This window comes from Paenibacillus sp. 1-8 (assembly GCF_056316205.1).
In genome coordinates, this window is the sequence record NZ_CM149995.1 from 24,072 (window position 1) to 40,467 (window position 16,396).

The 16,396-nt window shown below is 47.6% G+C and carries 18 protein-coding genes and 1 riboswitch; of the genes, 17 read left to right on the forward strand and 1 reads right to left on the reverse strand.

Features of this window, described 5'->3' with window-relative positions:
* The first annotated feature begins 61 nt into the window (after positions 1-61).
* The 4 genes from AC0WRU_RS00105 (at position 62) to rsmI (ending at position 2,987) form a co-directional block, all read left to right on the forward strand.
* Complete coding sequence (locus AC0WRU_RS00105) at positions 62-862, forward strand: PSP1 domain-containing protein (RefSeq protein ID WP_014279023.1); 801 nt, start codon at positions 62-64, stop codon at positions 860-862.
* A 27-nt stretch (positions 863-889) separates the two neighbouring features.
* Positions 890-1,264: a DNA replication initiation control protein YabA gene (gene yabA / locus AC0WRU_RS00110; RefSeq protein WP_476126772.1), complete on the forward strand. Its 375-nt coding sequence runs from the start codon at positions 890-892 to the stop codon at positions 1,262-1,264.
* 89 nt (positions 1,265-1,353) lie between these two features.
* Complete coding sequence (locus tag AC0WRU_RS00115) at positions 1,354-2,109, forward strand: tRNA1(Val) (adenine(37)-N6)-methyltransferase (protein ID WP_476126774.1); 756 nt, start codon at positions 1,354-1,356, stop codon at positions 2,107-2,109.
* The gene (rsmI, locus tag AC0WRU_RS00120; RefSeq protein WP_476126775.1) at positions 2,106-2,987 is read left to right on the forward strand and encodes a 16S rRNA (cytidine(1402)-2'-O)-methyltransferase; all 882 of its coding nucleotides are present in this window, start codon (positions 2,106-2,108) and stop codon (positions 2,985-2,987) included. The genes AC0WRU_RS00115 and rsmI overlap by 4 nt, the downstream gene beginning before the upstream one ends.
* A 125-nt stretch (positions 2,988-3,112) precedes the next feature.
* Here the strand turns inward: rsmI and AC0WRU_RS00125 are convergent, their stop codons facing one another.
* Positions 3,113-3,367, reverse strand: a complete 255-nt coding sequence (locus AC0WRU_RS00125) for an AbrB/MazE/SpoVT family DNA-binding domain-containing protein (protein WP_007428005.1) — start codon at positions 3,365-3,367, stop codon at positions 3,113-3,115.
* Between the two features lie 331 nt (positions 3,368-3,698).
* On the opposite strand from AC0WRU_RS00125, the gene AC0WRU_RS00130 reads away from it, so the two are divergent.
* The 13 genes from AC0WRU_RS00130 (at position 3,699) to AC0WRU_RS00190 (ending at position 16,395) form a co-directional block, all read left to right on the forward strand.
* Positions 3,699-4,982 carry an HD domain-containing protein gene (locus AC0WRU_RS00130; RefSeq protein WP_476126776.1) on the forward strand — a complete coding sequence of 428 codons (1,284 nt, stop codon included), beginning with the start codon at positions 3,699-3,701 and terminating at the stop codon, positions 4,980-4,982.
* Positions 4,983-5,024: 42 nt separating this feature from the next.
* Positions 5,025-5,795, forward strand: a complete 771-nt coding sequence (locus AC0WRU_RS00135; RefSeq protein ID WP_149096299.1) for a TatD family hydrolase — start codon at positions 5,025-5,027, stop codon at positions 5,793-5,795.
* Positions 5,796-5,996: 201 nt separating this feature from the next.
* A riboswitch (cyclic di-AMP (ydaO/yuaA leader) is annotated at positions 5,997-6,279 on the forward strand.
* Between the two features lie 269 nt (positions 6,280-6,548).
* Entirely contained in the window at positions 6,549-7,697 is a 1,149-nt protein-coding gene (locus tag AC0WRU_RS00140; RefSeq protein ID WP_476126777.1) for a G5 domain-containing protein, read from the forward strand.
* A 147-nt stretch (positions 7,698-7,844) separates the two neighbouring features.
* A complete protein-coding gene (rnmV, locus tag AC0WRU_RS00145) occupies positions 7,845-8,390 on the forward strand; it encodes a ribonuclease M5 (protein ID WP_014279030.1) in 546 nt (181 codons plus the stop codon).
* Positions 8,391-8,397: 7 nt separating this feature from the next.
* Positions 8,398-9,282, forward strand: coding sequence for a 16S rRNA (adenine(1518)-N(6)/adenine(1519)-N(6))-dimethyltransferase RsmA (rsmA, locus tag AC0WRU_RS00150; protein WP_476128518.1), 885 nt, complete (start codon positions 8,398-8,400; stop codon positions 9,280-9,282).
* Positions 9,283-9,431: 149 nt separating this feature from the next.
* Positions 9,432-10,328 carry a sporulation peptidase YabG gene (gene yabG / locus AC0WRU_RS00155; protein ID WP_476128519.1) on the forward strand — a complete coding sequence of 299 codons (897 nt, stop codon included), beginning with the start codon at positions 9,432-9,434 and terminating at the stop codon, positions 10,326-10,328.
* Between the two features lie 200 nt (positions 10,329-10,528).
* The gene (gene veg / locus AC0WRU_RS00160; protein ID WP_476126778.1) at positions 10,529-10,807 is read left to right on the forward strand and encodes a biofilm formation stimulator Veg; all 279 of its coding nucleotides are present in this window, start codon (positions 10,529-10,531) and stop codon (positions 10,805-10,807) included.
* 164 nt (positions 10,808-10,971) lie between these two features.
* Positions 10,972-11,151 (forward strand): small, acid-soluble spore protein, alpha/beta type, encoded by a 180-nt coding sequence (locus AC0WRU_RS00165; protein ID WP_007428013.1) that lies wholly within the window; start codon positions 10,972-10,974, stop codon positions 11,149-11,151.
* Positions 11,152-11,306: 155 nt separating this feature from the next.
* Positions 11,307-12,161: a 4-(cytidine 5'-diphospho)-2-C-methyl-D-erythritol kinase gene (ispE, locus tag AC0WRU_RS00170; RefSeq protein ID WP_476126779.1), complete on the forward strand. Its 855-nt coding sequence runs from the start codon at positions 11,307-11,309 to the stop codon at positions 12,159-12,161.
* Between the two features lie 186 nt (positions 12,162-12,347).
* Positions 12,348-13,187: a pur operon repressor gene (gene purR, locus AC0WRU_RS00175; protein WP_044646033.1), complete on the forward strand. Its 840-nt coding sequence runs from the start codon at positions 12,348-12,350 to the stop codon at positions 13,185-13,187.
* Positions 13,188-13,350: 163 nt separating this feature from the next.
* Entirely contained in the window at positions 13,351-13,638 is a 288-nt protein-coding gene (gene spoVG / locus AC0WRU_RS00180) for a septation regulator SpoVG (RefSeq protein WP_025682471.1), read from the forward strand.
* 346 nt (positions 13,639-13,984) lie between these two features.
* Positions 13,985-15,382 (forward strand): bifunctional UDP-N-acetylglucosamine diphosphorylase/glucosamine-1-phosphate N-acetyltransferase GlmU, encoded by a 1,398-nt coding sequence (gene glmU / locus AC0WRU_RS00185; protein ID WP_476126780.1) that lies wholly within the window; start codon positions 13,985-13,987, stop codon positions 15,380-15,382.
* Positions 15,383-15,441: 59 nt separating this feature from the next.
* Complete coding sequence (locus AC0WRU_RS00190) at positions 15,442-16,395, forward strand: ribose-phosphate diphosphokinase (protein ID WP_025682473.1); 954 nt, start codon at positions 15,442-15,444, stop codon at positions 16,393-16,395.
* The last annotated feature ends 1 nt before the right edge of the window (position 16,396 follow it).

Consider the following 16,396-nt stretch of genomic DNA (forward strand, 5'->3'; position numbering starts at 1 on the left):
TGCGGCCATTCGTACATGTCGGCTTCAAATGAGGTTTAGTGGCATACAAGGGGGTTAATTTTTGTATAGTGTAGTGGGTGTCCGTTTCAAGAAGGCGGGCAAGACTTATTATTTTGATCCACTGGACCTTCCGGTGGAGAAAGAAAACTGCGTTATTGTAGAAACCGCACGCGGTATTGAATATGGCAAGGTTGTGGTGGGCAAAAAAGAAGTAAATGATTCGGACGTTGTCCTGCCCTTAAAGAAGGTCATCCGTATTGCCGGAGATGATGATGCTCTTGTTGTAGAAGAGAATAAACTGGCGGCCAAGGATGCATTCGGTACGTGTTTAAATAAAATCAAAGACCATGGCCTTAAAATGAAGCTGGTAGATGTGGAATTTACATTTGACCGCAATAAGATCATTTTTTATTTTACGGCAGAGGGCCGTGTGGATTTTCGGGAGCTTGTAAAGGATTTAGCCAGTATTTTTCGTACACGGATTGAGCTGCGGCAGATCGGAGTACGGGATGAGGCTAAAATGCTGGGCGGGATCGGTCCTTGCGGACGTATCCTGTGTTGCTCTTCATGGCTGGGAGATTTTGAACCGGTGTCCATTAAGATGGCGAAGGATCAGAGCTTGTCGCTGAATCCGACGAAGATTTCCGGGTTGTGTGGAAGATTGATGTGCTGCCTCAAGTTCGAACATGATAACTACGAGAGTATGAAGGAAGAATTGCCGCAGGTTGGCAAGATGGTCGTCACCTCTCTCGGAGAAGGCAAAGTTGTAGGCGTAAATGCTGGCCATCGTACAGTGCATGTTCAACTGTTTGAGATTAGCAAGGTCAAGGAACTTCCAATGGACGATGTAGTCGTCAAGTAAACCATTAGGTTGCTTCGGGGTGGAAACTTGGATAAATTAAATGTTTTTGCGCGTATTCACGAAATGGAAACCCAAATGGGACAGTTGCATAGCGATCTGGGTGAATTGAAACTGGCAGTAAAAGAGCTGCTGGAGGAAAATCAACGACTAACGATTGAAAACGAACAGGTGCGCAAGATGCTCAAACGTGAAACCTCCAGAGAAGAAAAGACGGAAAAAAGGCCGAAACTTTCTCCTCCGATCGTCATTAAGGATGAAGAGGAAACGGGTGAGGTTGTGGGCGAAGGCCACGACAATCTGGCAAGGCTGTATCATGAAGGATTTCATATATGCAACGTGTATTACGGACATTTGCGAACGGAAGGCGATTGCCTTTTCTGTCTGTCATTTTTGAATAAATAAAAACAAGCCGTAGGAGCAAGGTGCCTACGGCTTTTTTGTAAGGAAGTATGGTTTCAGAACGATTTGGGGTAAAAGGATGGGAGACCGCTATGTACGAAAATGAACAGAAGTCTGAACGAATTGACGATCTATTGTCACATAATTTGCGTATTATCCAAAGTGATGAGGTGTTCAGCTTTTCCATGGATGCGGTTTTGCTGGCACGGTTTGCCGGTATTCCGCAGCGTGGAAGGATTTTGGATCTGTGTACAGGCAACGGGGTCGTCCCCCTGCTGCTAACGACACGAACTAAAGCGGCTATTGAAGGAATTGAGATTCAACCGCGTTTGGCTGATATGGCTAGACGCAGCGTCAGCCTAAATGGACTGGAGGCAGCGATTCAGATTCGGGAAGGGGATCTGCGTGAGCTGGTTCAAATCACGGGACATGGTGTGTATGATGCAATTACGGTAAATCCCCCCTATATGCCGCTAAACGGCAGTGATATCAAGCTAAACCCTCATCAGGCGATTGCGCGCCATGAGGTGCATTGTACACTGGAAGAGGTCATTCAGGCGTGTACACGGCTTGTCCGTAATGGTGGAAAAGTGTCGATGGTTCATCGTCCGCAGCGGCTGGGTGAGATTATAACACTGATGCGTGCCAACAGATTGGAGCCAAAACGGATTCGGTTTGTCCACCCACGAGCTCATATGGAGGCGAATATGGTGCTCATCGAGGCGCTATGTGATGGTAAGCCGGAGGTTCGTCTGTTGCCCCCGCTCATTGTATATCAGGAGAATGGGAATTATACTCAGGAAATAAGGGATATCTATGGAGAAGTAAGCAAGGGGGATTTATTGTGAAGGCAGCGGTGCAAAAAAGTTTTATAACCAGCGGAGAAGAACGGGGTAAGCTGTATCTCGTTGCGACACCGATTGGTAATCTGGATGATATGACCTTTAGGGCGATTAACACCTTAAAATCGTGCAGTATTATAGCGGCGGAGGACACGCGGCAGACGCGCAAACTACTCACACATTTTGACATTACGCCGGAAATGCTATTCAGCTATCATGAACATAATAAAGCTGCCAGTGGGCCTGAGCTGATACGTTATATAATAGAAGGAAAAAATTTAGCATTGGTTAGCGATGCAGGTCTGCCGGCCATTTCGGACCCGGGTTCGGATCTGGTCAAGCTGGCGCTGGAAGCGGGAATTAGCGTTATTCCTATTCCTGGGGCGAACGCAGCATTGTCAGCTTTAATTGGTTCCGGACTGGATACGGAAAGATTTACTTTTGCCGGATTCCCTCCGCGGGAGAAAAAGGATCTGGAGAAGCTGCTACAGTCATTTCAGGTATCTCACGGCACGATCCTGTTTTATGAATCGCCTCATCGTATTGCACGGACGTTGACGGTATTGAAGGAAACACTGGGGGAACGCAGAGTGGTGCTTGCACGTGAGTTGACCAAGCTGCATGAGGAATGGGTACGAGGAACGGCGGAGCAATGCCTTGCCAGGCTGGAGGAGCATCCACCGCTCGGCGAATATTGCCTGGTAGTTGAAGGGAAAAACGAAGCAGAAGAGGAAGAGGAGCGACAGGCATGGTGGCAGTCCTTATCTTTGGAGGCCCACGTTGCGCATTATGAGACAGAAGGGCTGACACGCAAGGACGCTATGAAGCGTACAGCTACCGACCGCTCCATTTCCAAAAGGGATGTATATAACGCTCTTTTATGAAAACTTCCCGAAACAAAAAAAGGGCCTTCCAGCGGTTGGGTTCAAACCGCGGAAGGCAACAAGGAGTATATATGAAAAAGGTTAGAATTAACAATCTCTTATAAGTCTATTATATACTAAAAATCTTAGTTTGTCACAGGTGTTGGAATTTCCGAGATGCAATCTTGGCAAACAATTTTCCCTTTGAAGTAAATTACGTTCTCGGCGTTGCCGCAGAAGATACAAGCAGGCTCGTATTTTTTGAGCATAATGCGTTCACCATCAACATAAATTTCCAAAGCGTCTTTTTCGCCAATACCCAATGTGCGGCGCAATTCGATTGGAATAACAACACGTCCGAGCTCGTCAACTTTTCTTACAATACCAGTGGATTTCATCATAATAAATCAGGCTCCTCTCGCCGTTTAAAATAATATAAGTGTCATGATTCGACAAATTTTTCTCTTTTCTGATATTTACTATACCAACGATTCCCAAAACAGTCAACCTTAAAATTGTGCTAACAGATTAATTATGCAAAAGTATTTAGAATAAAAAGCATGATGCATGTGTATTACCTTATTTTATTGATGATTTAAGTCATTTGTCGATTTGGAAATGCCGAAAATCTATAATTCGACATATTACGACAAACAATGTCGAATGAAGGGAATCGTTTAGGATTTTATTGTATCTTAATCCATTATTCAGAATATTAAAGGAGTTGATATCTTGCACCAGCCACTCAGTGAAGAAAAAGTTTTTAAGGACCCGGTACATAACTATATCCATGTTCAGGATACAGTGATATGGCGTTTAATCAATACTCCAGAGTTCCAACGCTTGCGTCGTATTCGGCAGTTGGGTACATCTTATCTTACGTTTCATGGAGCGGAGCATAGTCGATTTTCGCATTCGCTAGGTGTGTACGAAATTACACGGCGTATTATTTCCCAATTTGAACGCGATGAATTTTCCGATTGGCCGAAGGAAGAAAGTTTAGTCGCGCTGTGTGCAGCTTTGTTGCACGATGTGGGGCATGGCCCGTTTTCCCATTCTATAGAAGAAGCCTTTCATATGAACCACGAGGATTGGACATGCCGGATTGTATTGGGGAATACGGAAATTAACGCTGTGCTGCGGCAAGTCGATGAGGAGCTTCCTGCGAAGGTGGCTGCGGTAATTGCCAAAACGTACGACAAGCCGATTGTCGTAAACCTGGTCACAAGCCCACTGGATGCGGACCGTATGGATTATTTGCTGCGGGATGCGCACTCAACAGGCGTCAATTATGGCACCATAGATCTGGATCGTATTTTACGGCTACTGCGTCCTCATAATGGAAGAATTGTTGTGAAGGAGTCAGGCATGCATGCTGTAGAGGATTATCTGATGTCGCGCTATCAGATGTATTGGCAAATTTATTTTCACCCTGTAACGCGCAGCTCGGAAATTTTATTACGTAAAATCTTCAAGCGGGCGAAGGAGCTATTTAGAAACGGATATGAGTTTAGTTTTCTGCTGGAGCCATTGCCAGACCTCTTTCGGGGAGAGCTTACGGTGGAACAATATTTGATGCTCGATGAGTCTTTGATTCAGACAGTGTTCAGTCAGTGGAAACGGGAAAAGGACGAGATTTTAAGTGATTTGAGTACCCGTTTTATGGATCGCAAGCTGTATAAATATGTAGAGATCGAAAATATGGATACAGATACCATTGACAACATTAGGACAGCGCTGGAGCTGGTTGGTTTGCACCCGGAATATGATCTGGAAATTGATTTTCCGACGGATCTTCCTTATGATGTGTTTCGGCAGGGTGGCTCGACGGACAACCAGATTTTACTGCTGGGACGTAAAGGAGAAGTGAGAGAAATTTCCGAAGTGTCGGAAATTGTACGCTCCATTAGCGGCATTCATCGGGGTAAATATCACATGTACTATCCCCAAAACAAATTGGATGGGGTAAAGGACAAGCTTCCTGCCGAAATAATGAATTATTTTGTCAAACAATAGACAATTATATGCCAAATAAAGTAATAAAGGAGACGAAAAACTTTGAATTTATTCGACACTCACACTCATTTGGATGCGCCGCAATTTGACGAAGACCGCGAAGAAGTTATAGCACGCGCTGTCGAATCGGGAGTGACCCGAATGATTAATATCGGATTTAACCGTGAGACCATTCCGTCTACCATGAAATTGGCCGAAACGTATGATTTTATTTATGCGGCAATTGGATGGCATCCACAGGATGCGATCACGATGCAGGAAGGCGATCTGGAATGGATTGCATCGTTATGCAGTCATAAGAAAGTCGTGGCGATCGGGGAGATTGGTCTGGATTATTATTGGGACACATCACCGAAGGATGTACAGCATCGGGTGTTACGCAACCAGATTGGACTGGCTCGTGAGCTGAACATGCCTATTGTCATCCATAACCGGGATGCGCATGAAGATATTGTTAAGATTTTGCGTGAAGAAAAAGCGAGTGAGGTAGGAGGAGTGATGCACTCCTTTTCCGGGAGCTGGGAGACGGCTAAAATGGTGCTGGATATGGGCTTTCACCTCTCCTTTGGCGGGCCGATAACGTTCAAAAATGCCAAGCAGCCAAAGGAGGTACTGGCACAGGTACCGCTGGACCGTCTGCTCATTGAAACGGACGCTCCCTACCTGACGCCCCATCCGTTCCGCGGGAAGCGAAATGAGTCCGCACATGTGGGACTGGTCGCAGAGGCGGCTGCCCAAATCAAGGGAATAGCGGTGGAGGAATTAGTGTCAATAACGACCCAAAATGCCTTGGAACGATTTGACATTAAGTAAAAAAGTGAAGAAATCAATCAAAATAATGAGATAGACGAAGCTAATCATGAATTTGTTGCAGGAAACTCGAGAATATTACAATATTTTAACCGAATATTTTAGAAAATGTACTTGAAACCTGCTTTACAACATGCATAGAAACAGGATATCATCTTTTCAGTGAATTGTTGTTTGAATGTAAACACCAACAGCTCATTTCATGAACCAGTCTCGCTGAGTCCCTTTTACAGGGAACGGGGGAACCGATATGGCTTACAGTACGTCCGGTGTATGGGCAAGAAGGGAACGTCTCTTCCGCCAGCCGGCTCGACCTAGATTCTTTTCCCGGATGGGATTGAACAGGTGGAGGGGCCGTATTTCGATTTCTTTCTGGGTCTTCGGGGTGAATGTGAAGGCGACCGCCATGAGCGGTTGACCCAAGCTAGGGCGTCTCTCTACGTCCGAACCCGACAGCTAACCCCGTAAGCGTAACAAGAGAGAAGCCATCTCGTGCATGATTTTTCCGCATATTCGCACATGTCGGAAGCCACGAAAGAGCTCTCTAGTCTCTTTCTCTGGCTTTTTTTGTTGTGAATAAAAGAAAATCTGTCATCATACTGTGATTAAACAGGGGAGGACAGCATGCCGCGAAGACGGGTACATGGTGCAGGACAGCCGCAGTACGGGCTTGTCTTGTAGAAAATCTGTTATAGTCACGTCAATCTCAACTATGTCTTACTCCAGACGGCGGGCTATGTAAGGAGGACGGAGGAAATGGGCATTTTCCAAAAAGAGGAGACCCATGAGTCACGCTCATCCAGCATGTCTTACGTATTGCGTTGGAAGCAAGAAAATGTGCGCCAGGCTGCCTTGGTTGCTATTTTTCTAATCGCACTAACGATTATGATTTCAATTCTGGTGTACACTCAATCTAAAAAACAGGTCTTTTTTGTCATCGACGGTAAGGCATCTGCGGTAGAAACCCGGGAATCCAAGCTCCAAGATTTGCTCAAAGAGCATTCGATTTCACTTCAGCCGCATGATACGGTTTCGATGCCGCTGAACGGAGCAGTTCAGGATGGGGATCGCGTAGTTATCAAACGTGCCAATCAGGTCAAAGTATCTTCAGCCAATGAAACGAAGAAGCTGTACACAACAGAAAATACAGTAGAGGGTGCCATTCGCACCTCGGGCTATAAATTATCGTCAAATGATAAAGTTTACCCTGCTCTGGATGCCTCTGTTTCGTCTAACATGGATATAAAAATCGTCCGTGTGAAGAAACAGCAGGTCGAACAGAAGCAACAGGTGCCTTATCAGGTCATCAAAACGGCCGATCCGAGTCTCTATAAAGGCGATAATCGGGTCATCCAAAGCGGTAAAACGGGTGTTGTGGTCCAGCATGTTCAAAAGGTATACCATGACGGAAAATTGGTATCCAAGCAACTGGTAAACAAGGAAGTCGCGCAAAATCGTGTGGATAAGGTGATTGCGGTAGGAACGAAGAAAAAACCGGTCGTTCTGGCTGCTTCCGTCGGTCCCGAAGATGCCGTTAAGGCAACACGGGTTAGTTCGGGCAATGCTGTCCGTAAATCAGGTGTGAATTTCAAATACAGTAAAGTATTACAAAACGTCTCCATGACGGCGTATTCCTCACAGGAGTCAGGTATCGGTACACGTACCGCATCCGGCACGCGTGTCACGGAAGGGCGCACCATTGCTGTCGATCCAAGTGTGATTCCAATCGGCTGGTGGGTGTATATTGAAGGGGTGGGCTTCCGCCGTGCGGAGGATACCGGTGGCGCGATTAAAGGCCACAAAATCGATGTGTATTATGAGAGTTTGAGTCAAGCCAATCAGTTTGGTCGGAAGCACGGAAAAACCGTATATGTGATTGGACCCGTGAAGCCTGAAATTAACTAAAAACGTGTTGTATATGTTTGGGTCAATGCGATACTATTAACATCATAGTTATGCCATGCTAAGAAGAGGATATCCTCTTCTTATTTTGTTTTCAAAAGCAGGGAAAGATGAATATAGCTTACTGTGTAGTAGTGGAGGGAAACGCAAATGATCAAGGAAGTGATCGTGGTAGAGGGTCGGGATGATACGGTGGCTATTCGTCGTGCTGTCGAGGCGGATACGATAGAAACGGGCGGCTCCGCCATCAATAAAATGACGCTGCGCAAAATTGCGTTGGCACAGGAGCGGCGGGGTGTCATTATTTTGACCGATCCCGATCATGCAGGGGAGCGCATCCGCAAAATTATCGCCTCCAAGGTGCCCGGTTGCAAGCAGGCCTTTATACCGGAGGCGGAAGCGACGCGCAAAGGGGATATTGGCGTAGAGAATGCCTCGCCTGAAGCGATCAGACACGCTCTCGCACGGGTGCATACGACGGTGGAAGGGGCTGATCCTCTAATCGATTGGGCGGATCTGATTGACGCCGGACTTATCACCCACCCAAATGCTGCTGCACGGCGTATGGCTTTGGGTAATGTGCTGGGTATTGGTTACTGTAACGGTAAGCAGCTACATAAACGGCTCGCTGTGTTCCAGATCAGCCGTGAGGAATTTGCCGGTGCGCTGGCACAAATTGAAAGTGAAGGATTGTGATATCCGTATGACAGGGATTCAAGATATAGCAACACCGCGGCGCACGAAGGAGATTATTCAGCGGCACGGGTTTTCGTTCAAAAAGAGTTTGGGACAAAATTTTCTGATTGATCAAAATATTCTGAACAAGATCGTGAATGCTGCGGGATTGGACGATACGAAGGGTGCACTTGAGATCGGTCCGGGGATTGGCGCTTTGACCGAGAAGCTGGCGCAATCAGCCAAGGTAGTTACTGCTGTCGAGATTGACCAGCGGCTCTTACCTATTCTCGAAGAGGTACTGGCCCCTTATGAGCATGTGAAGGTACGCCACGGAGATGTGCTGAAGCTGGATTTGCGCGAGGTATTCGCTTCCGATTTTGCCGGGGTCAGTAAAGTGAGCGTCGTCGCTAATCTGCCGTACTACGTCACTACACCGATCCTGATGAGGCTGTTGGAGGACAAGCTCCCTCTGGAGAATATCGTCGTCATGATCCAAAAGGAAGTGGCTGAGCGTATGGCTGCGTCTCCTGGGACGAAGGATTACGGCAGTTTGAGTATTGCAGTGCAATATTACAGCGAACCTGAACTGGTCTGCATCGTACCGAATACAGTGTTTATTCCTCAGCCGAATGTAGAATCGGCGGTCATCCGTCTGCGTGTGCGGGAAGTGCCTCCGGTAGAGGTGGTGGACGAGCAGCATTTCTTCGAAGTCGTTCATGCTTCCTTTGCTCAACGTCGCAAGACCATTTCGAATAACCTGAAAAGCCGCTTCTTTACCAAAGAGAACAGGGACACGCTGGAGCCGCTGTTGCTTCAGGCAGGCATAGAGCCTTCCCGTCGGGGCGAGACGCTGAGTATCGAGGAATTTGCGCGTCTGAGCGCGGTACTGCTGAAGGCCGGGATTTCCTAACCTGACGCACAAGCGACCGCTTAGCAGCAGTCAGAGGGCGTCTGGCTGCGCTTTGCACGGTTGTGGCTTGCTTGCATAAGCTCCAGAGCATGAATAAGGAACCAAACTGTGCATTCACCCATACGATATGGGAGGGGTGATACAGTGTGATGATTTTAGGAGACTTGGTCGTTCGAAAATCGTACGGCGGAGATGTCACGTTTCGCGTTGAGGACATCCAGCGGGATAAAGTGATCATTAAAGGGACGGAATTTCGGCTGCTTGCCGATTCCCCCGTGAACGATCTGGTCAAGGTGCCTGCTGACCAGATTAGCGGGAAGACACGGCAAGCCCATATTAAGGCGGATGAGTCTCTCCATCTGTTGCAGCAGGCACGGCAGAAGCAAGCTGCCCGCAGTCAGGCGGCTTTGATCGGGGAGTGGAGTGATCCGGTGGAGTCGACGTATTTTGAAATGCCCGGCAAGGTACTTCATCTGGATGGGGATGCCGGCTATTTGAGAAAATGTCTCAGCCTATATGAGCAACTCCGCGTTCCTGCGGAGGGGCATCATGTACATGAATCAGCAATGGCCGACACGTTGTATCGGCTGCTTCCCCGTATTCGCCCGGATATCGTAGTCATTACCGGACACGACGGGGTATTGAAGCATCCGCAGCCGTATGATTTATATAGCCTGAAAAGCTATAAAAATTCGCAAAATTTTGTGGCGGCGATCCAGGTAGCGAGACAATATGAGCGTCATCTGGATTCACTGACGATTGTGGCGGGAGCATGTCAGTCCCATTTTGAAGCGCTGCTGCGTGCTGGAGCGAACTTTGCCAGTTCGCCAGGGCGCATTCTGATTCACGCGCTGGACCCGGTATATGTGGCTGCCAAGGCAGCCTTTACGTCGATTCGTGATACAGTCAACATGGGTGACTTGTTTCATCAGACGATCAGCGGCAGCCGTGGCGTGGGCGGTATTGAAACGCGGGGAAGCTATCGCATCGGTCTGCCCAAGCTCGAAAATTTGTCGACTCTTAAAGTAACGCCTTCTGCAATCTAGGGTGTGAACCTGTTGAATAGGATTTCCGTGGATAAAAAGCCTCTGGTTACAGGGGCTTTTTGGCATTTTTATACGCATATTCCTGTTCGCAAAAAATTAAATTGACAAATTATTTTTCGTGTTGATATAATATTTAGCTTGATTTGACATTGTCTCTAAAATTCGTTATAATGGACAAGGAAAGAGGTGGTCGTTAGGCAATGGCTAAAAATACGCTGTTGGAAATCAAACGCAGTCTCGACGCACATGTAGGGCAAAAAATTTTGCTGCGGGCTAACGGCGGACGCCGTAAGACCGTCGAACGAACTGGTGTCTTGGAAGAAACGTACCCTTCTGTTTTTATCGTCAAGCTGGATCAGGAGCAACAAACGTTCAAACGTGTCTCCTACAGCTATGCTGACATTCTTACTGAGTCGGTGGAAGTTACTGTATATGATCCCGACTCCCATACAAGTGTCGAATATTTTGAGACACCTTAATTGATTTTATGTAATCTATACCGGCTTTGCAGGTTTAACGGCGGCTTCGTCATTTCAAATGACGAGGCCGTTTTGTATTTATAGGGCAGGATGAAGCGTCGCGTCTCTGCGCATACTAAGGCGGGAATGATCTTCCTTATTCCACTGCCGAAGGAGGCGTATGCATGAGTCGAAGAAGACGAAGTGTCATGTCGGAAGAGCTTAAGTATGAGCTGGCTAAGGATCTTGGATTTTACGATACGGTCAAGGAAGAGGGCTGGGGAGGCATTAAAGCCAAGGATGCGGGCAATATGGTTAAGCGGGCCATTCAGCTTGCAGAGCAGGCAGCTTCCCGCAAATCGTAGCCATCGTTAGTGCTTCGATAGTAACTGATGAAAAAGCGGGGATATCTGGTTCATACCGGTGATCTCCGCTTTTTTGAACCTCATGACTTGACAGGCTGAGTCTGATATAATATGTTAAGCTGTCTTGAGGGAAAAGTTGAAGGTGGGTGAACGCCTTGAAAATATACGAAAAAGCACCGGCGAAAATCAATTTAATGCTTGATGTATTACGTAAGCGGGATGATGGGTATCACGAGGTCGAAATGATTATGACCATGGTCGATCTGTCTGATCGTTTGACGATGTCTGAGCTACCGCGTGATACGATTATTATTTCAAGCCAAGCCGGGTACATACCGCTAGATGAGAAAAATTTGGCTTTTCAGGCCGCGCGCCTAATTAAGGAACGTTATGATGTCTCTACGGGCGTGCATATCCATTTGGACAAGCATATTCCGGTAGCCGCAGGGTTGGCAGGCGGAAGCAGTGATGCCGCGGCAGCGCTGCGTGGGCTAAACAAGCTGTGGAAGCTTGGCATCTCGGATGCTGAATTAAGAGTACTGGGCGCAGAGCTTGGCTCTGACGTGCCCTTCTGTATTACAGGCGGTACAGCTTTAGCGAGCGGGCGCGGGGAATTGCTTAAGCCACTTCCGAATCCACCCCAATGCTGGGTGATTCTCGCGAAGCCGCCGATTAATGTATCGACGGCTGAAGTGTACGGACGCGTCAAAGCGGATCAGATCATGCATCATCCGTCTGCCCGGCAGATGGAGCAAGCGATCCGTAACGCTTCCTTTACCGATGTATGTAATGCGCTCGGGAATGTACTGGAGGATGTCACACTCAAGCTGTATCCGGAGGTGGAGCATCTTAAAAACTCCATGATCCGACTGGGAGCGGATGGGGTGCTGATGTCAGGCAGTGGTCCTACGGTGTTCGGGCTGGTGTCGAAGGAAGCCAAAGTACCGCGTATCTTTAACGGACTCAGAGGATTTTGCAAGGATGTATACGCAGTACGACTTTTGACCTGATTTTGGTTATTTATTTCTAATTTTAGTGGTATTTGTTGTACAAATACGTACAAAGATGATATATTTACTATTAAATATTCGGATTTTACTATACCATTTACATTCCGCCAGCAGCCGGGCCAGTCCGCCGGTGCTTTTACTGTACGAAGCGGGCGGCAGGAGAAGAATAGATCGCGAGGAATTGTTGTGAAAAAACTTAAAAGAAGCTCACGATTGGTGGAAATGACACAATTTTTGCTGTCACGGCCGCACACGCTGGTGCCTCTTACGCATTTTGCGGATCGTTATGGGGCGGCTAAATCGTCTATAAGCGAAGACCTGGCCATTATCAAGGAAGTATTTGAGGATGAAGGTATTGGTGAGCTTCTGACGTTGGCGGGAGCGGCAGGAGGCGTCAAGCTGATCCCAAGACTGTCCAAGCAGCATGCGCTCACATTTGCGAATGACCTGTGTGCCCAGTTGGAGCAGCCGGATCGCATCTTACCCGGAGGGTATTTGTATCTGTCGGATCTGCTGGGCCAACCGGCGATGATGAATGAGGCGGGTAAAATATTCGCTACTGCATTTGCCAACAGACAGATCGATGTGGTTATGACGGTGGAAACCAAAGGCATTCCGCTTGCATATGCAACTGGAGCACAGCTAAACTTGCCAGTTGTCCTCGTACGGCGTGACCATCAGGTGACGGAGGGCTCGGCAGTGAGTATTAATTACGTCTCAGGATCACAAAAGAGCCTGCATACGATGTCATTGTCCAGACGTGCGATGCGCGAGAAATCACGTGTACTCATCGTGGATGATTTTATGAAGGCAGGCGGTACGATTCAGGGCATGGTCGACTTGCTGGCTGAATTTGATGCTGAGGTAGCCGGAGTAGGTGTGCTGGTAGAATCGGGCGAGGTGGAGAATGGAGAGCGCTTGCTGCACGATTATATTTCACTGGCGAATCTGACCGCGGTCGATTCTCGAAGTAAGCAAATTACAGTCAAGCTGGGGAATTATTTTGATGAATCTACAGGTCAGTAAAATGTCACAATTCATCAAAAGATACCTAAATATGTCGAAAAGAAATCTTTTCAAAAAAATTACCTGAATTTAGGATACGATTTGTCCAAAAAAAGAAGGAATTCGAAATGCTGTGTGGAATGTATACACCAAGTCCTATTTGGAAAAAGGTGGTGAAACACACATGCAGATTACGGATGTTAGACTCCGCCGAGTTAACTCAGAAGGAAGAATGAAGGCGATTGCATCCATTACGATTGATAACGAGTTTGTTGTTCATGACATTCGGGTTATCGACGGTAATAACGGGATGTTCGTGGCTATGCCTAGCAAACGCACTCCGGACGGAGAGTTTCGCGATATCGCTCATCCGATATCTTCAGGAACCCGGGAGAAGATCCAGGTTGCTGTACTGACTGAGTACGAACGCGCGGCGGTGGATGAAGAAGTAGCTATTGAAGAAGGCGCTTAATTCGCCTAAAGCAAGATTGGGGTACAAAAGAAAAAGAGGGCCACAAACTGTGGCTCTCTTTTCTTTTTGTCTGGAATGAGATATATTCTTTAATGAGTTAACAGTCAGTTTTAAGGCAACTTGGAGCCATCCGGGCTGCCGAAGCGACTTTTTCATAAGACAGGGATCAAGCAGCAATGCGTCCCGGGAATGAATGTCCAGCACAAGCTGGCCTGAAAAAATAGCCATTAACTAAAGGTTCGCCGTTATTTTTCAGGAGGATTGTGAAAAGTTAAGCAAAAATCTGATCTGGAAATTAACGTTTTAGCCAAAGGGAAATTGTTATTTTCAGGATAGGAGGTTGGACTTGTTGGAAAGGTTGGCAGTCATTCTTGCCGCAGGGCAGGGGAAACGTATGAAATCCAAATTATATAAAGTTCTGCATCCGGTATGCGGGAAACCGATGGTTGGTCATGTACTCGACACGGTTCGTGAAATCGGAGTGTCCCGCAGTGTGGTGATCGTGGGTCACGGTGCGGAAGCGGTACAGTCTTATTTGGGACCGTCGGCAGAATATGCGCTTCAGGCAGAGCAGTTGGGAACGGGGCATGCTGTCAAGCAGGCCAAAGACTTGCTCGGTCAGGAGAAAGGTACGACCATCGTCATCTGTGGCGACACCCCCTTGATTACAGCGGAAACGCTGGAGGGCTTGGTGCAGCTACATGAGAGTCGGGGAGCTGCCGCAACGATTCTGACCGCTGAGCTGGACGACCCTAAGGGATACGGCCGGGTTATCCGTGATGCTGCGGGAGCAGTGCTCAAGATTGTGGAGCAGAAGGATTGCTCACCTGAGGAAGATGCTGTTCGGGAAATCAACACGGGAACGTATTGCTTTGATAATGCCAAGCTGTTCGCAGCGTTGGACAAAGTAACCAACACCAATGCACAGCAGGAATACTACCTGACAGATGTCATTGGTATTTTGCATGGCGAAGGCGAGAAGGTTGAGGCATATTTAACAGATGATGTGTCGGAATCCATCGGTGTCAACGACAGAGTCGCTTTATCAGTGGCTGAGGGATACATGCGAGAACGCATTGTGCGTAAGCATATGCTGAACGGTGTGACCATCATTGATCCATCCTCTACCTACATCGAGAGTGAGGTTGTCATTGGTTCCGATACAATGCTGTACCCGAACACGTGGCTGCGAGGTCAAACGCAAATCGGCGAAGATTGTGTGATTGGTCCGCAGACTGAAATTCAGGATACTCTGATTCACTCGGGCGCAACGGTGAAACATTCGGTGTTGAACGAAGCTGAAGTGGGCAGCAGCACATCTGTGGGTCCATTTGCCTACCTGCGTCCGGGTGCGAAGCTGGGCGAGCATGTGAAGATTGGTGATTTTGTTGAGGTGAAAAATGCGACTATTGGTGATCATTCCAAGGTGTCTCATTTGAGCTATGTCGGTGATGCCAAGGTGGGTAAAAACGTTAATATCGGTTGCGGGGCAATAACGGTTAATTATGATGGATATAATAAATCTATTACAGAAATTGAAGATGATGCCTTTATTGGCAGCAATGTGAACCTGATCGCCCCGATTAAGGTCGGAAAAGGTGCTTATGTCGTAGCAGGCTCCACCGTAACACATGCTGTCCCTGATAACGATCTGGCCATTGCCAGACCGCGTCAAGAGAACAAAGCCGGATATGCGGATAAAATCCGCGCGCGTGCCAAAGCGAAGAAGAAAAGATCGGAATAACCTTAATCAGCAAGCTGTTGGATCTGTAATGAATGAATCAGCACGGAGGGTTTCTATAAATGACTTATTGCGATTCCAAACTCAAAATATTTACTTGTAACTCCAATCCGAAGTTGGCCCACCAGATTGCGGACTACATCGGAATTCCAATGGGGGAATCCCATACCACATCGTTTAGTGACGGTGAAATCCAAATCAAGCTGTCTGAAAGTGTGCGCGGTTGCCACGTATACATTGTGCAGTCGACTTGTCTGCCAGTTAACGACAACTTGATGGAGTTACTGGTTATGGTCGATGCACTCAAGCGGGCTTCCGCCAAAAGCATTAATGTCGTTATGCCATATTACGGCTATGCCCGTCAGGATCGGAAAGCACGTTCACGTGATCCGATCACGGCGAAGCTTGTCGCTAACCTGATTGAAAAAGCGGGTGCTCACCGTGTAATCAGTATGGATTTGCATGCGATGCAAATTCAGGGATTCTTTGATATTCCGGTGGATCACATGTTCGGCGCGCCAATTCTGGCCCAGTATTTCCGTTCGAAGCAGATTGAAAATCCGGTTGTCGTTTCCCCTGACCACGGCGGTGTTGTGCGTGCGCGGAAGTTAGCGGATTTCCTGAATGCCCCGCTGGCTATTATCGACAAACGTCGTCCTGAGCCGAACGTTAGTGAAGTGATGAACATCATCGGGAATATTGAGGGTAAAACCGCTATTCTGATTGATGACATTATTGATACGGCGGGAACCATCGTGCTGGGCGCGAATGCGCTCAAGGAAGGCGGGGTAACGGACGTGTATGCGTGCTGTACGCATGCCGTGCTCTCCGGGCCTGCTATGGAAAGACTGGAGAATTCACCGTTAAAAGAGGTGGTCGTGACGGATACCATTCCGATCGTTCACCCCAATCCGACAAGCAAGCTGAAGGTATTATCTGTGGCCCCATTAATGGGAGAAGCCATTATCCGTGTGCATGAGGAATTGTCAATCAGCAAACTGTTTGAAATCGAATAAG

What these genes read in the sequence shown, in the direction of transcription:
- AC0WRU_RS00115 (WP_476126774.1), top strand. Translation starts at nt 1,354, where the DNA reads ATGTACGAAAATGAACAGAAGTCTGAACGAATTGACGATCTATTGTCA.
- AC0WRU_RS00125 (WP_007428005.1), bottom strand. Translation starts at nt 3,367, where the DNA reads ATGATGAAATCCACTGGTATTGTAAGAAAAGTTGACGAGCTCGGACGT.
- AC0WRU_RS00140 (WP_476126777.1), top strand. Translation starts at nt 6,549, where the DNA reads ATGGGCATTTTCCAAAAAGAGGAGACCCATGAGTCACGCTCATCCAGC.
- rnmV (WP_014279030.1), top strand. Translation starts at nt 7,845, where the DNA reads ATGATCAAGGAAGTGATCGTGGTAGAGGGTCGGGATGATACGGTGGCT.
- rsmA (WP_476128518.1), top strand. Translation starts at nt 8,398, where the DNA reads ATGACAGGGATTCAAGATATAGCAACACCGCGGCGCACGAAGGAGATT.
- yabG (WP_476128519.1), top strand. Translation starts at nt 9,432, where the DNA reads ATGATTTTAGGAGACTTGGTCGTTCGAAAATCGTACGGCGGAGATGTC.
- veg (WP_476126778.1), top strand. Translation starts at nt 10,529, where the DNA reads ATGGCTAAAAATACGCTGTTGGAAATCAAACGCAGTCTCGACGCACAT.
- AC0WRU_RS00165 (WP_007428013.1), top strand. Translation starts at nt 10,972, where the DNA reads ATGAGTCGAAGAAGACGAAGTGTCATGTCGGAAGAGCTTAAGTATGAG.
- spoVG (WP_025682471.1), top strand. Translation starts at nt 13,351, where the DNA reads ATGCAGATTACGGATGTTAGACTCCGCCGAGTTAACTCAGAAGGAAGA.
- AC0WRU_RS00190 (WP_025682473.1), top strand. Translation starts at nt 15,442, where the DNA reads ATGACTTATTGCGATTCCAAACTCAAAATATTTACTTGTAACTCCAAT.